General features: G+C 51.5%; 16 protein-coding genes. 7 read left to right on the forward strand and 9 right to left on the reverse strand.

Going from position 1 to position 14,407, the window contains the following annotated elements; genetic code table 11:
* The 4 genes from L5656_RS07215 to L5656_RS07230 form a co-directional block, all read right to left on the reverse strand.
* On the reverse strand, positions 1 to 899 hold an 899-nt coding region (locus tag L5656_RS07215), incomplete at its 3' end, for a biotin--[acetyl-CoA-carboxylase] ligase (protein ID WP_297201136.1).
* 214 nt (positions 900 to 1,113) lie between these two features.
* Positions 1,114 to 1,467 carry an aspartate 1-decarboxylase gene (gene panD / locus L5656_RS07220; protein WP_297201139.1) on the reverse strand — a complete coding sequence of 118 codons (354 nt, stop codon included), beginning with the start codon at positions 1,465 to 1,467 and terminating at the stop codon, positions 1,114 to 1,116.
* An 84-nt stretch (positions 1,468 to 1,551) separates the two neighbouring features.
* A complete protein-coding gene (gene panC / locus L5656_RS07225) occupies positions 1,552 to 2,397 on the reverse strand; it encodes a pantoate--beta-alanine ligase (protein WP_297201142.1) in 846 nt (281 codons plus the stop codon).
* A gap of 250 nt (positions 2,398 to 2,647) precedes the next feature.
* A complete protein-coding gene (locus L5656_RS07230; protein WP_297201145.1) occupies positions 2,648 to 3,406 on the reverse strand; it encodes a tRNA lysidine(34) synthetase in 759 nt (252 codons plus the stop codon).
* A 107-nt stretch (positions 3,407 to 3,513) separates the two neighbouring features.
* On the opposite strand from L5656_RS07230, the gene L5656_RS07235 reads away from it, so the two are divergent.
* Positions 3,514 to 3,915: a secondary thiamine-phosphate synthase enzyme YjbQ gene (locus L5656_RS07235; protein ID WP_297201148.1), complete on the forward strand. Its 402-nt coding sequence runs from the start codon at positions 3,514 to 3,516 to the stop codon at positions 3,913 to 3,915.
* A gap of 81 nt (positions 3,916 to 3,996) precedes the next feature.
* Positions 3,997 to 4,644, forward strand: coding sequence for a hypothetical protein (locus L5656_RS07240; protein ID WP_297201150.1), 648 nt, complete (start codon positions 3,997 to 3,999; stop codon positions 4,642 to 4,644).
* Positions 4,645 to 4,647: 3 nt separating this feature from the next.
* Here L5656_RS07240 and L5656_RS07245 read toward each other — a convergent pair whose 3' ends face one another.
* Both L5656_RS07245 and accD read right to left on the reverse strand, forming a co-directional pair.
* Entirely contained in the window at positions 4,648 to 5,592 is a 945-nt protein-coding gene (locus L5656_RS07245) for an acetyl-CoA carboxylase carboxyltransferase subunit alpha (RefSeq protein ID WP_297201153.1), read from the reverse strand.
* Positions 5,558 to 6,430, reverse strand: a complete 873-nt coding sequence (accD, locus tag L5656_RS07250; protein WP_297201157.1) for an acetyl-CoA carboxylase, carboxyltransferase subunit beta — start codon at positions 6,428 to 6,430, stop codon at positions 5,558 to 5,560. The genes L5656_RS07245 and accD overlap by 35 nt, the downstream gene beginning before the upstream one ends.
* Before the next feature lie 201 nt (positions 6,431 to 6,631).
* On the opposite strand from accD, the gene hcp reads away from it, so the two are divergent.
* Positions 6,632 to 7,915 carry a hydroxylamine reductase gene (gene hcp, locus L5656_RS07255; protein WP_297201159.1) on the forward strand — a complete coding sequence of 428 codons (1,284 nt, stop codon included), beginning with the start codon at positions 6,632 to 6,634 and terminating at the stop codon, positions 7,913 to 7,915.
* A gap of 101 nt (positions 7,916 to 8,016) precedes the next feature.
* Here hcp and L5656_RS07260 read toward each other — a convergent pair whose 3' ends face one another.
* Both L5656_RS07260 and L5656_RS07265 read right to left on the reverse strand, forming a co-directional pair.
* Positions 8,017 to 9,261 (reverse strand): DUF763 domain-containing protein, encoded by a 1,245-nt coding sequence (locus L5656_RS07260; protein WP_297201162.1) that lies wholly within the window; start codon positions 9,259 to 9,261, stop codon positions 8,017 to 8,019.
* 29 nt (positions 9,262 to 9,290) lie between these two features.
* Positions 9,291 to 10,385, reverse strand: coding sequence for a D-alanine--D-alanine ligase family protein (locus L5656_RS07265; RefSeq protein ID WP_297201165.1), 1,095 nt, complete (start codon positions 10,383 to 10,385; stop codon positions 9,291 to 9,293).
* Positions 10,386 to 10,559: 174 nt separating this feature from the next.
* Here L5656_RS07265 and L5656_RS07270 point away from each other — a divergent pair, with 174 nt between their 5' ends.
* From L5656_RS07270 to L5656_RS07285, 4 genes are all read left to right on the forward strand, one after another.
* Complete coding sequence (locus L5656_RS07270) at positions 10,560 to 11,027, forward strand: hypothetical protein (protein WP_366018078.1); 468 nt, start codon at positions 10,560 to 10,562, stop codon at positions 11,025 to 11,027.
* A complete protein-coding gene (locus tag L5656_RS07275; protein WP_297201170.1) occupies positions 11,024 to 11,665 on the forward strand; it encodes an accessory gene regulator ArgB-like protein in 642 nt (213 codons plus the stop codon). Before L5656_RS07270 ends, L5656_RS07275 begins: the two co-directional genes overlap by 4 nt.
* Positions 11,662 to 11,793, forward strand: a complete 132-nt coding sequence (locus L5656_RS07280; protein WP_297201173.1) for a cyclic lactone autoinducer peptide — start codon at positions 11,662 to 11,664, stop codon at positions 11,791 to 11,793. Before L5656_RS07275 ends, L5656_RS07280 begins: the two co-directional genes overlap by 4 nt.
* A gap of 90 nt (positions 11,794 to 11,883) precedes the next feature.
* The gene (locus tag L5656_RS07285; protein ID WP_297201175.1) at positions 11,884 to 13,557 is read left to right on the forward strand and encodes a bifunctional diguanylate cyclase/phosphohydrolase; all 1,674 of its coding nucleotides are present in this window, start codon (positions 11,884 to 11,886) and stop codon (positions 13,555 to 13,557) included.
* Between the two features lie 61 nt (positions 13,558 to 13,618).
* Here the strand turns inward: L5656_RS07285 and thiM are convergent.
* The coding region (gene thiM, locus L5656_RS07290; RefSeq protein WP_297201177.1) for a hydroxyethylthiazole kinase at positions 13,619 to 14,407 on the reverse strand (789 nt) is incomplete at its 5' end.

Raw genomic sequence — 14,407 nt, forward strand, 5'->3', positions numbered from 1 at the left:
TCTATGTCTACGGCTACACCCTCAAAAGCCGTGCGGCCCGCCTCTATCCTGACCATCCGGCCCAGGGTCACACTGAATTTTTTCCAAGCTTCCCTTATCGAGGAAAACCCTTCTTTTTCCCACTGCTCATACCCTTTTTCCAGGTGATAAAAGAGGGAGTTTAAAAGGGGAAGCCTGGGTACTTCTTCCCCCAATTCTAGCTTTAAAGAAGTGGAGCATGGGCGAAGTTCCTCGGGAAAATCTTCTATATCCAGGTTAACGTTAAGGCCGATACCCAAGATAACGTACTGGGTAATCTCCATTTCGCCGCGCATCTCCGTGAGGATGCCGCACAATTTCTTGTTCCTGCTCAAAATATCATTAGGCCATTTTATCCCCACTTTTAACCCCGTGACTTCGGTTATTGCAGAAACCACGCCTACCGCGGCTAAAAGACTAAGCTGAGGAAGCTGCCACGGCGCCACCCGGGGCCGTAAAATGAGGGACAGCCAGATACCCTTCCCGGCCGGTGACAGCCACCCCCGCCCCAGGCGCCCCCGCCCGCTGGTCTGTTCCTCAGCCACCACAGCGGTCCCCTCGGGTGCTCCTTTTTCTGCCAGCTCTTTAGCCACTTGATTAGTGGAGCCCACCTGTTCGTAGTAATAAAAGTTCCGGCCCACCCAGGCTGTTTTAAGGCCGGCATAGACTTCCTCCGGGTACAGCCTGTCCGGTACACTAAGAAGGGCATACCCGAGGCGGGTAGAAGCGCTGATACAGTAGCCATCACGGCGCAGCGCTTTAACGTGCTTCCATATAGCAGTTCTGCTTAAGCCCAGGCGTCGGCTAAGCTCTTCGCCCGAAATGTATTCACCTTTTCTTTTTTTAAGCTCGTCCAATATTTGCTGCTTGCTTTCCCCCATCCCTCTCCCCTCTGGCGCATCTTATACTTTCGGAAATGTGTTGGTTGTAGTTTACTATATCTCCAGGCCTATCGTCAACTCTTTTGTTAGGTATAGTTAACAATTTGCTCAAAACAAAGCTTTACTTGAGATAATTTGTCCCAGCCAAATCTACCCCAGAAGCCTTAAACACTCTCTTTTTTTCGCTGTTGGTGCAAGCTTTTAACCGTAAAATTTAATCCCTTAGGGGCCTGTTGCGGGCATCTACAAAAACAACCCTCGGCTCAAGCCTCCTTGCTTCTTCATCTGAGTAAAGCCCATATGAAATAATTATTACAATATCCCCCGGCTGCACCAGGCGAGCCGCAGCCCCGTTTACGCAGATAACCCCGCTACCCCTTTCCCCAGGTATAACGTAAGTCTCAAACCGGGCGCCATTGTTAATATTTACCACTTGCACCTGCTCGTGGGGCAATATATCCGCAGCATCCAGCAGCTCGCTATCAATGGTAATGCTGCCCACATAGTTGAGGTTGGCTTCCGTAACTGTTGCCCGGTGGATTTTAGATTTCATCATGACCCGCCACATGGCTCGGGATACCTCCCCCTCGGAGATTTGTCTGACCGAACGGCCTTTTTGTGCAGTACTCTTCTTGCTTGCATCTTCTGTAACCTATACCTCTACTACCAGGTTATCTATAAGCCTGGTAGACCCTATCCATACGGCTACCGCAAGAAGGACCTTGCCGGAAATTTCATCTACAGGCTTTAAAGTCTCCGCATCGTTTACGCTTACATAATCGATCCTGGCCAGGGGTTGGCTAAGGATCTCTCTACTCATAGCTTCCCGGACTTTGTCCGCCCGGCGTTCACCCCGGCGGATGAGCTCTTCCCCCAATTTTAAAGCCCTGTATAAACTTAAGGCCTGCCGGCGCTCTTCAGGTGTTAAGTACTTGTTTCTGGAACTTAGAGCCAGCCCGTCTTCTTCCCGTACGGTAGGGACGGTGACGATCTCTACGGGGATATTTAAATCTTTCACCATCCGCTTAATGACCACGGCTTGCTGGTAATCTTTAAGGCCGAAAAAGGCTTCATCGGGTTGCACGATATTAAAAAGCTTGGTCACCACCGTAGCCACCCCCCGGAAATGCCCGGGCCTGGAAGCCCCGCAGAGCACCTCTGTAAGCCCCTCTACCTCTACATAAGTAGCATAACCCGGCGGGTACATCTCCTCTACTTCCGGGGCAAAAACCGCATCCACCCCTACCTCCCGGGCAAGCCTGAGATCGCGCTCCAGATCGCGCGGATACCGCTCGTAATCTTCCTGGGGCCCGAACTGGGTGGGGTTCACAAAGATGCTTATAATTACAGCTTCACAGGATTTCTTAGCCCACCGCATGAGGGTTAAGTGCCCCTCATGAAGGTAACCCATAGTGGGGACAAGACCTATTTTCCTCCCTTGTTGTCTTTGGTCCTTCACCCACTCTCGTACCCCAGATATGGTTTTAAAAAGTTCCATTATTGTAACGACCTCCCAAACAACGGCCTCTTAAAAATTAAAAAGCCTTCTAGACGGGACATCTAGAAGGCATGTAATCCCACATCTATTTTTTGCCCCGTCCCGGTCCTTTCAAGGATCCAAGCGGAAGTTCTGTTGATCCTTGGTATTGGGTTACCTTTTGTGCGGTGTAAACCTGTAAAGGTTTTACCCGCACGGTTTTAGTGTACCACACTAAAAAACGTTCATGCAAGGAGCTTCCCTGGCAGGGCTAAAAAATTTCTTTCGGCCTTTCTCCCCAAAGCTCTTCCCAGGCCACAAGGAAGCGCTCCCGGATATAGGGATACCTTACGGCCAAAGATCCTACTAGCTCCTTAACCTCCTGCCGCCTGGTATGTCCTGCCGCCGGGCAAGGGTTGGCCAGTACGGGAAGGTTTTCTTTGCGGGTTAAGGCTTCTACGGTTGCCTCCCTGAGGTAGATGAGGGGGCGGATTACTGTGAGCCCGCTCCGGGTCAAGTAAGTGGAAGGCGAAAAGGTATAAAAGCGGCCGTTATACAGCCAGTTTAATAAAAAGGTTTCCAGAAGATCGTCTAGATGGTGTCCCAGGGCCACCTTATTGCATCCCAGGCGCTGGGCTACCTGGTGCAAGGCACCGCGGCGTAAGTGAGAACAAAGGGCGCAAGGGTGCTCCTCTTTGCGGTAGTCAAAAACTATGGCTTTTATTACGGTGGGTTCTACGTGAAAGGGTATCCCGTACTCCCGGCAGAAATCCGCCAGGGGCGCAGGATCCAAACCCCACCCAAGGTCAAGAAAGACTGCCTCAAATTCAAACTTAAGGGGCGAAAAATTTTTAAGAAGCCAGAGTATATAAAGGAGGGCGGAGCTGTCCTTACCGCCTGACGCGCCCACGAGTACCCGATCCCCTGCATCGATCATCCGGTACTTTTGGACGGCCCGTTTAACCTTGGTCAAAAACCATTTTCCGTAATTGCGTCTTACCTTGCGTTGAAGAGCCCGGGTGTTCGGCATTCTATCCTCTCCTAAGAAAGTAGCAAATTTTACACCTTAAGACTGCCACCGCAAAATGAACGCTGTTAAAATAAAGCTGGAAGGACTAAAGGGGAGGTTAAACACTTATGTTACAACTGACCGTTCATTCCCGACAGCGGGTAGAGCTCATCAATATAACTTTAGAGGTACAGGCTTTGATCGACCAGCATAAAATAAGTTCCGGGGCCTGCCTTCTTTTCGTACCCCATACGACCGCCGGTATCATCATCAATGAAAATGCGGACCCGGATGTGGTGCGCGATATCCTCACCACCCTGCTTCGTCTCGTTCCCCAGCACGGTGACTACCGGCACTTAGAAGGCAACAGCGATGCCCATATCAAGGCTGTACTTACAGGTTCCTCAGTAATAGTACCCATTTCCCAAGGCAGGCTGCAACTCGGTACGTGGCAAGCCATTTATTTTGCCGAATTCGACGGTCCCCGCCGCCGGCAGGTGCTGGTATCCTTCCTGGCCCCTATATCATAAGTGTGATATAGGTCATAGCCTCCTGGCCGGAAGGCTTTTATAATAAAGTTTACCTATACCGGAGAAAAGGGAGGAACTACCATGAGTGCCACCCGCTGTCCGGGCCAGGACCGGAGATACTGGAAGCCCGAGGATATTTTTGAAGAGCCCTGCCCGCACTGCGGCACGTTGATAGAATTTTGGAAGGATGACGTAACGCTACGCTGCCCCCACTGCCGGCAGCACGTAAAAAACCCCCGCTTCGATCCCGGATGCGCGGCTTGGTGCTCTTATGCCGATAAATGCTTGGGCCCGCTGGCTAAAGAGTATCAGAGGCAGCCCCGGGTGATACGCGACAAGCTGGAAGTAGAGGTACGAAAGAAACTAGCAGGTCAAAAGGAACTCTTGGCTCTCACCCTCCAAGCCGCCTCCTTTGCGGAAAAAATCGCGCAGGAGGAAGGTGTAGAACCCCTGGTTGCTATAGCCGCCTCCCTCCTTTACGACGTAGAGGAAAGAGAGGCAGAAAGAATCCTATTATCTTTGGGTATAGAGGAAGACTTGGTCCGGCGGGTAAGGAACATTCTGGCCTACCGCCCAAAAATCTTAAGTGATCCGGCCTGGGCTGTAGTACAGGACGCAAGAAGGCTCGCCGGACAAAAAGTTAATAAACTTCAACCGGGGGTTGAAGATACTACTGCCCCAAAGGATTTCTATACACAAACGGCCATGCGCTTAAGCCAAAGCCTCTAGAATTCATAAATAATCCCACCCCACCTTGCGGTAACGGGCTACCCGGGAGCTTACCAGCTCTTCCGGGTGTTTTTGTAATAGCTCCTTAAGGTGATAAACCAGCCTCTCTTTGATCTTTTCCGCCGTGCCCGGTTTATCCCGGTGGGCACCGCCCACGGGTTCCGGGATCACCTCATCGATTAAGTTTAGCTCGTATAGGTCCCGGGCCGTAAGTTTTAAGGCCTCAGCAGCCTCCGCTGCCCGGCCAGGATCCTTAAAAAGGATACTAGCACAACCTTCAGGGGAAATAACACTGAAAAAGGCATTTTCCAGCATCAAAAGCCGGTCGGCTACCGCCAGGGCTAAAGCCCCACCGCTTCCCCCCTGCCCTATGAGAACGGCTATTATAGGGACCTTCAAGCCGCTCATCACAAGGAGGTTTTGGGCTATGGCCTCACCCTGCCCGCGCTCCTCCGCCCCGGTTCCCGGGTAAGCCCCCGGAGTATCTACAAAGGTGATTACAGGCCTTCCGAATTTTTCTGCCTGCTGCATAAGCCTCCTGGCCTTACGGTAGCCTTCGGGATGGGCCATGCCGAAATTATATTTCATATTTTCTTTAGTATCGCTGCCCCGCCGGTTACCTATCACTGTAACCGGTATACCTTCTAAAGTAGCCAGGCCTCCTACTATACTGGGGTCATCCCCGTAAGCGCGGTCACCGTGGAGTTCTAAAAAGTCCGGGAAGATGGCCTGGATGTAGTCCATGGCCCCCGGTCTTTCCAGAAGGCGGGCCAAATGGACTCGTTCAAAGGCGCCCAAGTTTTGATAAATTTCTTCCTCGAGCATCTTTACCCTCTCGCATAATAGTTTTATTTCGGAGCTTAAATTTATATTGCGTTCTCGGCAGAAGACTTCTAGCTCTTCAATTCTCTTTCTAAGCTCCGTGAAATTCCGTTCGTGAACGAGCACTTCTATCCCCTCGTGGATGGAGTCTTAAAAGTTTGGCCAAAGTTGCCTTCATACTCTTCCGATGTACTATTAAGTCTATAAAGCCCTTGGCCAGCATAAATTCGGCCCGCTGGAAGCCATCGGGCAGCTTCTGCCCGATGGTTTGCTCGATAACACGTGGCCCGGTAAAACATATAAGGGCGCCCGGTTCGGCCAGGATAATATCCCCCAAAGAGGCGAAACTGGCCGTTACCCCTCCAGTGGTAGGGTCAGTGAGCACACTTATATAAAGCAGCCGGGCCTGGCTAAACTTGTTAAGAAGAGCTGAAACCTTGGCCATCTGCAGAAGAGAGAGCATCCCTTCTTGCATGCGGGCTCCGCCGGAGGCACAGAAGGCTATAAAAGGGAGGCCCTGGTCCAAGGCCTTTTCTATGGCCCTGGCTATCTTCTCCCCTACCACTATCCCCATACTCCCCATCATAAAATGGCTATCCATAACCGCTAAGGCTGCGGGTTCCCCGTCTATCTCGCCGTATCCCGTGACCACAGCTTCTTTAAGCCCCGTGCTTTCCCGGGCCTTTTTAAGCTTCTCCATGTACCCCGGAAAGGAAAGGGGATCGCTCGAAGTTAACTCCGCGTCCCACTCCTCAAAGGTACCCTCGTCCACCACCTGCGTTAGCCGTTCGGCAGCCGTAAGCCGGAAATGATATTCACAGTGCGGGCAAACTTTAAGATTATCCCGTAGCTGTTTCTGCACCAGTATCTCTTTACATGAGGGACATTTTTCAAAGGGGTGCTCATGAAAATAGCTTTGGGTATCCAGCTCTATGTACTTGGTTTTCTTAAGGCCTGGAAACATGAAATTTTTATAGCCTCCTGCTATCAGTTGATCTTAATACCTACTGTTAAATTATAGCATATACTTTCCCCACACGCTAATAAACCCTTTTCCAAAAAACCGCATAATTGTGAGCTAAATCACAGACTTTGCTTCAGAAGTCCCTTATCCTTTCCTAGCGGAAGCTAGCTTATAACTATCTCACTTAGGGAGGGAAAGGTAATGTTCTGTTACCAGTGTGAACAAACAGCCGGAGGAACCGGTTGCACTAAGGTGGGCGTCTGCGGTAAAAACGAGGACCTGGCCAGCCTCCAGGACACCCTTATTTTCGGCCTTAAGGGTATCGCCGCTTATGCCTACCACGCGCGGGAGCTGGGTTACCACGATGAGGAAATAGATTCTTTTATGGAGGAAGCCTTGTTTGCCACTTTAACTAATGTCGACTTTGATATGGAGCGGCACCTAGAACTCCTCCTCAAATGCGGGGCCATGAACCTTAAGGCTATGGAGCTTCTGGACAAGGCCCATGTAGAACGTTTTGGGGCTCCCACACCCACTAAAGTCTTTACAGGAACCAAAGCTGGTCCCGGCATCCTCGTTACCGGCCACGATCTCCTGGACCTTTATGAACTGTTGAAACAGACAGAGGGTACGGGTGTTAACGTTTATACCCACGGTGAAATGCTCCCGGCCCACGCTTACCCGGAATTAAGGAAATTCCCGCATCTGGTAGGCAATTATGGTACGGCCTGGCAAAACCAGCGCAGCGAATTCGAGGAGTTTCCGGGAGCCATCCTCGGCACCACCAACTGTGTCCTCATACCCAAGGAAACCTACAAGGACCGCATGTTCACCTGTGGAGTAGCTGGACTGCCCGGCGTAACCCATATTAAAAACCGGGATTTTACCCCGGTAATTGAAAAGGCTAAATCCCTTCCACCCTTGCCAGAAAAAGAAGGTAAGACCATAACCACCGGTTTCCACCATAAGTCCATCTTGGGATTGGCCGATCACATCATCACCCTGGTTAAAGCCGGAAAGATTCGCCATTTCTTCCTGGTAGGCGGCTGTGACGGGGCTAAAAAGGTACGCAGCTACTACACAGAATTTGTCCAGAAGGTCCCGCAGGACTGTGTAGTCCTCACTCTGGGGTGCGGGAAATACCGCTTCAACTACCTGGACCTGGGCGAGATCGAGGGTATTCCCCGCCTCATCGATATAGGCCAGTGCAACAACGCCTACTCCGCCATCCAAGTAGCCCTCGCCCTGGCCGACGCCTTCGGCTGCAGCGTAAACGAGCTGCCCTTAAGCCTGGTACTATCCTGGTTTGAGCAGAAAGCCGTGGCCATACTCCTTACCCTTTTCCACTTGGGGGTCAAAAACATCCGTATAGGCCCGTCAGCTCCTGCCTTCATTTCGCCTAACGTGCTTCAAATATTGCAGGACAAGTTTAACCTGCAGCTAATTACTACTCCGGAAGAAGATCTCAAGGCTATTTTAGGTTAAGGGTCTTAAGTTCAAATAATTAAAGGGGGCCTAAATTTAAGCCCCCTTTAATTATTTTAAGGGCCGCCTAATATGCCATTATATATATATGCCCGCCGCACCTAAAGACGTGCCAAATGCGCAAGGCGGCGGAGTGCATCCATCTTTTCACTTCGGCCTATTTTAGCTTCGGTCAAGGCTTTTTCCAGTACAGCAATGGAACGGTCGTATAGCTTCCGGTCTACGGGATAAGGGTGGCCGTCTTTCCCCCCGTGGCTAAAGCTATACTTCACGGGATCCCTAAAACTGGCCGGTGCCCCAAAGGCTACCTCGGACACCAGGGCTAAAGCCCGCAAGGTTTTAGGCCCTACCCCTTCTACCCCTAGCACAGAAATAAAATCAGCAGGCTGGCTAGCGTACAGCTTGAGGAGGGCTTTATTTAAGTATTCAGCCTGAGGGAGGTCATGCCTGAAAGGAAGTTCCAGTAGGGACGGTTGGTTAAATCGCGATGTATACTCCTGAGGAGTACATCCCGGGATATCCCAAAGGGTTAGCTGCCCGTGAATGCTACCGTAAGCCCCGCATTTCCCCGTAGGGTCATCCTGATCTGAAACCTCTGAATTCGAGGGGAGTTGGCAGAAATCTCTTTCTGTTTTTCTTTTTTCCAGGATCCGGCGGTACTCCTTCACCACCTTTTCCGGCTTCTCCCTGGCCAGTTCTGCCACCACTTTACGGGCCTGCTCGCTCTCTTTGGCCACCAAATTTAAAGCGAAGCCCTTGCGGTCACAGCATACCGCAGCATGGGGGTCGCATACAAAATCCTTAAGCCCTTCCCCCAACCAGTGGTAACGCCTGGCCAGGCGGCAGCCTTCATTCATGCCCTGTTGAACTACAGCCCACTGGCCATCAAAGGTAAAGATGAAGACGTGGTGGTAGAGCTGGTACCCGTCTTGGAGGGCGGTGTTGTCTACTTTGGCAGCCATACGGCTGGCAAAAATAAGGTCTTCCGGATTTAAGGGGAGGGCGTGCCTGTCAGCAGCCGTTGCTATCTCCAAAGGCGTCTGCCGGGAGGTGCGGCCTTTACCTCCCGCAATAACAAGGCCTAGGTCCCTTTCCCTGCCCCGCAGGCCTTCCTTGAGGGCCCCGCAAACCGTAGTGGTTAATCCGGATGAATGCCAGTCGAACCCCAGCACGCAACCGAAGGCCTGAAACCAAAAAGGATCGCTCAACCGGCGCAGTACTTCATGCGGACCGAATTCCTGCACTATCACCTCGATTATAGCTATTGCCAAGCGCTTCATGCGTTCAAAAAGCCAGGGCGGGCAATGCCCTCCATGTAGAGGGAGGCTGGCGATACCGGTCCGCAAAGTCCATCACCCCCCGATACTAGACTCACCTAACTGCATGCCTTAACTAATGCTACTTCCCCCTCCCAGCGGTAAGGGTAAAGGTTCCTCGAAACTTCATCTGCTAGCCTCTCTAGATGAGGGCCGGGGGGCAGCCCGTTCCTTAGCAAAGATTGGTACAGTATGAAGTTAATGAGCTGGGTAAGACTAAGCCCTATTGATGCAGCCATGGCCGCCAGGGAAGAAGTAGGATTAAGGGAAGGAGTGCCATTTACATCTATAACGTAGAAATTACCCAAGTTGTCCGCCCGCAGGTCCAGGCGCAGGGCATCCCTGGCCCCCAGAAGAGAAAATGCACGGCCTGCTAGGTTCGCGAGGCACTTGTACAGTCCTTCCCCGGCCAGTACAGGAAAGTACTGAGGGTTCTCCTTTTTTACGGATGTAGTCCTGATGGCCTTTTTTAGGAAAGCTAAGGGAGGTAAAATGTAACAAGGATTTTGTCCGATTACGCCTACCGTTACCTCCTGGCCGGGAAGGTACTCTTCCACCAGTATGGGGACTTCACCTAAAGCTTCTTTTAAAGATATGACCTTACGCTTTAAGTCCCCGTAATGGAAACTCAAGGAATACTCGTCTATCCCCAGGCTGTTTCCCCCGCCGTTGGGTTTGACAAAGAGGGGAAAGCCTATCCTTTCCACGGCTTCCTTGAGCTTTTCCTCCCAATTATCCTGGCTAAACTCCACCAGCGTGTACCGGGGCACGGGCAGGTTATGGCGGGCCAGAAATTCATAGGTCAAATTTTTATGCCGGCATATCTCCATGACAGCCGCAGGCGAATGGCTGGTCGGAATACCGTAATGCTGTAATAAATTACGGACAGCGGCCGCACCCGTGCCGTCGTATAAAGTGTGCGGCTCGTCTAAAAACCCCTCAGCCAAAACAAAGGCCAGATGGGGTATAGGTGCCTCAGCCAGATATTCTTCTAATTGGTGAAGGCTATGAAGATTTAAAGGCAAAATGGTATGGCCGCTTTCTTGTAGAGCCCTGTAAATCTGGCAAGCTACATCCCAGGAGAGGCAATCGCTAAAGACGCCCCGGCGCTCTGAAGCTTCTACCGCATTAAAGAGGAAAAGTATGTATAACACAGGCGGCACTCCTTAAATTTGAATTTGATTCTCTTGTAGGTACTAAAATTGTAGCCTACGGGCGGTTCTCCTGTACAGGGTATTTCCCTCTTAAAAAAGCAAGTTTTTCCTGGGCTAGCAGGAGAAAAGACGTTGTTGTCGAATTGAATTTTTTATGAGCGAGGTATGTAAGTGATGGTTAAAGAGGGCTTCCCCTATGTCATATACGCACTCCTTCTGCAGGATTTCCCGGAAAGCGTGGTACTGACTTTAGCGATGTTTAGCATTCTAGGCCTTAAGCTCCGGGATAGAAGGGTCATATACATAAGCTTATTACAGGCTCTCACCAACTTAGTGCGCGTGCTCCCTATTGCCTTCGGAATGCACTCGGTGCTTTTACTGTTCTCCCTGGTTCTTTATACTAGGTTCTTCACCCAGCAACCCTTGAGCAGAATTTTTCTTGCCGGTCTGGTCTGCTTCACTATATTGGCTACCTCTGAACTGATTTATACCAAACCTCTTTTAAACTGGACAGGCCTCTCCTACACCCAGGCTTTTGCCAATCCTTTCCTGCGGGCAGCCTTCGCCCTCCCCGGCGAAATAACCCTGTTGGCCGTAGCCCTGGGGAAAAATTACTACAACCAAAGGAAGGGGTTAGTTTGATAAAGCTTAACCTGCTCGAGGCGGCCGCGGCCTACCTAAGGGAAAACTTAGGATTAAGCCCCGCTGAGGAAGAGGTGGCCTTGTACGGTCTAAAGATAACCGTATACAGCACGGCCAACCTCATTTCCGTAGTTCTCACAGGCCTGCTCTTAGATTGCTTAGGCCCGGCCCTGGCTGCCACCCTAGCCGCAGGCACCTTGCGCCTATTCTCCGGCGGAGCCCACAGCCGCTCCCCTTTAACTTGCAACATCTTGGGTATGCTCGTTGCCGGGTGCGCAGGGAAATTTTCTTCCCTTCTTGCCCCGAAATTTTCTCCTTCCGGCCTGTTTGTTCTCGTCTTATTAGGAGCAGCCCTGGCTTTTCTGCCTTTTCTTCGCCTTGCTCCAGTGGATTCGCCTAATAAGCCCCTTGCTCCGGTGGAGCGCAAGAAAATGCGCAGGCTTTCCCTGCTCTTTTTCTTTCTTATCGTCTTTTTTCAGCTAGGGACGCTGGCTCTAAAGGGCCCTTCTTCCCTGGTTTTAGCCGTAAGTTTGGGGGTGTGGTGGCAAGCCTTCAGCTTAACCCGTGCGGGGCACGGCTTGGCCACTTTTATAGATAATCTCTTCAGCTTAAAGCAAAGGGAGGTCCTTAGAGGATGAGACGCCTGGTCTACCGCCTGCTGCCTGCCGTATTCTCTTTCTTGGCCTTAGCCGCAGCCATTGGTGTTAAGCCGACTTGTGTGTTTGCCTGGCACCAGCCGGAAGTGCCCAAGGCCCTAAGAAAATAATTCGGCCAAAGGGGTGCCGGTTCTGCCCCGCGCCGGTACCCCCTACCTAGTAAGGGATGAAGCGGGTAGTGACCGGAGGATAACTCGACCATGCGGCCATGGGAGCATAAAAGAGCGACCGAGATCTCTGAGTATATTGTGGTTACCCATATCAGCTGCCTTCTTCTTTTTCTTATGATCGTGTTTAGTTTCTACAACGTCCCCTTGGGGACAATCTTTCCTATATTTCCCATTATAGTCTTTGTAGTTTCTGCCTTGGGAACAATAGTATATACTGCCCGAAAAATATTGCCCAAAATCTTGCCCCTGGGCCAGTCCAGGCTGGATGAAATACTACTATTACTGGTGATCTACCCCCTTACTTTTACCTTCTTATGGCTAAGCCATAACTTTTACGGAGCTAAGGTTTTGCTACTGGTTCCGGCCATAATTGCCGCCACTGCCTTTGGTAAGGTTGCCGGTACCATAGGAGGTATTTTGGCTACCGCGCTCCTCTTCTTTTTCGACTACAGGCTATTCCACAGTTTTCCCTTTCCTTCCGAAGTGTTCCAAGCCGACGTTATCGTAGGCTCAGTGATAATATTGCTTTCCTGGCTTACGGGCGGCCTGATGGAGGTAGAGCGCGGAGTCCAGCAGGCTCTGGTGCAGCTTGCCGATTACGACCAGCTCACCGGGCTTTATAACCACCGCTGCCTGCAAGAAAGACTAATGCTATCCATAAAGGAAGCACAAGAAAAAGCCCAGCCCCTTACAGTGGTGCTCCTGGATATAGACCAGTTTAAATACTTCAACGCTGTGTACGGGTACCAAAAAGGGGATGAAATTCTAGCGGCAATCGGTAAATTGCTCTTACAGGAGATTGGCCCGCCTTATTATGCGGCGCGCTACGCTAACGATGAATTTGCGTTGGTCTTCCCCGGAAAGAAAAAGGAAGAAGCTTTAAGCGTGGCCGCAAAATTGAAGGAAAAAATAGCCCAAGAAGCAACCTTATGCCTGCTTGATACCCGCGAGCCTCCCTGCAAGCCCTTTACCTTAACCATGGGTTCTGCCAGCTTCCCCGAGGATGCCGATGCGGCCCTGCCGGTCATCCGGGCTGCCGAAAACGACCTTTTCAGGGCCAAGTCCAGCCAGGGTAAAGCCCGTCTTTACCAGTCCATTTTGAGCGAAATCTGTGCCCTGAAAGTTAAGGAAGCCTTCCCTACCCTGCAAACCCTGGTAGCCCTAATTAATGCCAAGGACAGGTATACTTACGGGCACTCGGAAAGGGTTATGTCCTACTCTCTGGCGCTGGCCGAAAAGTTAAATCTCTCCGTAGAAGATAAAGATGCGCTGCGTTACGGTGCCTACCTTCACGACCTGGGAAAGATTGAGATTGAAAGCAGCCTACTTAATAAGGATGGCCCTTTAACTAAAGAAGAGTGGGAGATCATGAAAACTCACCCGCTATGGGGTAGCGAACTACTTAGACCTTTGATATTTTTCCAAAAAATAGCGCTTATACTCCGCTACCATCACGAAAATTATAACGGCTCGGGTTACCCCGACGGGCTAAAGGGGGAAAATATCCCCCTCCTCGCCCGTATTGTGCGGCTGGCCGATAGTTTCGACGCCATGACCACCGACCGTCCCTACAGGAAAGGCCTTACCTTTGAACAGGCAAGCGAGGAACTTAGGCAAGGTGCGGGCACCCTTTACGACCCTAAGCTGGTGGAAGTTTTCTTAGAGGCCGTAAAGGAAGTGTACGAGGATGAAAAAACAGCCTGAACCGGGACCGCACGTACCAAAACTTTTCCCAGAATAGCGGTAGCCTCCTGGAACGCAAACCTTAGGCTTCAAGCTCCCGTATTTTTATCCCCCGGGCAAGTTCTTCTCCTCCTAAATTATACAACGCATCCCACAAGGCCTCCTGAAAGCTTCCCGGGCCCCGGCAGCCCTCGGCGGCCTTTTCGGCAGCCAGACCAAAGTAAGCCAGGGCAGCAGCGCCGGCCGCCAGGCCGTCAGCTTCTACCGCCCGGAAGGCGGCTATAACTGTAGTGGCGGAGCAACCGGTGCCCGTGACCACAGTTAACATGTGGTGCCCGTTATCCACGGCTAATAGGTGCTGCCCGTCGCTTATGTAATCCGTGGCTCCGGTTATGGCTACTACCGTTCTTAGCTTCCGGGCCACCCTCACGGCCATCTCCGCAGGCTCCACGGGAGCTCCCGCCGCATCTACTCCTCTGGTACGCCCACCCCATCCCCCTACACAGGCTATTTCCGACGAGTTTCCTCTTAAAATATCAACTTTCACTTCCCGTATTATCCTTTGGGCGACGTCTGTACGGTAGGGGGTAGCGCCAGCTCCCACGGGATCAAAGATCACAGGTATCCCGGCTTCATTGGCCGCCTTTCCAGCTAGGAGCATGGCCTCCACCAGCGCTTCGTCGGGGGTGCCCATATTCAACACCAGAGCCTGGGCTAGGCGTACCATATCAGCCACTTCCTTTATGGAATGGGCCATGACCGGGGCAGCGCCCACCGCTAAGGTAACATTAGCGGTCAGGTTGGTAACCACTAGATTTGTAATGTGATGGATTAAAGGGCGTTCCTCTTTAACTTTCTGCCTGATGGAAGC

It is taken from the genome of Thermanaeromonas sp., from assembly GCF_021890735.1.
Classification (GTDB): domain Bacteria; phylum Bacillota; class DSM-521; order Neomoorellales; family Neomoorellaceae; genus Thermanaeromonas.

What these genes read in the sequence shown, in the direction of transcription:
- panD (WP_297201139.1), bottom strand. Translation starts at nt 1,467, where the DNA reads ATGTGGCGGGTCATGATGAAATCTAAAATCCACCGGGCAACAGTTACG.
- panC (WP_297201142.1), bottom strand. Translation starts at nt 2,397, where the DNA reads ATGGAACTTTTTAAAACCATATCTGGGGTACGAGAGTGGGTGAAGGAC.
- L5656_RS07230 (WP_297201145.1), bottom strand. Translation starts at nt 3,406, where the DNA reads ATGCCGAACACCCGGGCTCTTCAACGCAAGGTAAGACGCAATTACGGA.
- L5656_RS07235 (WP_297201148.1), top strand. Translation starts at nt 3,514, where the DNA reads ATGTTACAACTGACCGTTCATTCCCGACAGCGGGTAGAGCTCATCAAT.
- L5656_RS07240 (WP_297201150.1), top strand. Translation starts at nt 3,997, where the DNA reads ATGAGTGCCACCCGCTGTCCGGGCCAGGACCGGAGATACTGGAAGCCC.
- accD (WP_297201157.1), bottom strand. Translation starts at nt 6,430, where the DNA reads ATGTTTCCAGGCCTTAAGAAAACCAAGTACATAGAGCTGGATACCCAA.
- hcp (WP_297201159.1), top strand. Translation starts at nt 6,632, where the DNA reads ATGTTCTGTTACCAGTGTGAACAAACAGCCGGAGGAACCGGTTGCACT.
- L5656_RS07270 (WP_366018078.1), top strand. Translation starts at nt 10,560, where the DNA reads ATGGTTAAAGAGGGCTTCCCCTATGTCATATACGCACTCCTTCTGCAG.
- L5656_RS07280 (WP_297201173.1), top strand. Translation starts at nt 11,662, where the DNA reads ATGAGACGCCTGGTCTACCGCCTGCTGCCTGCCGTATTCTCTTTCTTG.
- L5656_RS07285 (WP_297201175.1), top strand. Translation starts at nt 11,884, where the DNA reads ATGCGGCCATGGGAGCATAAAAGAGCGACCGAGATCTCTGAGTATATT.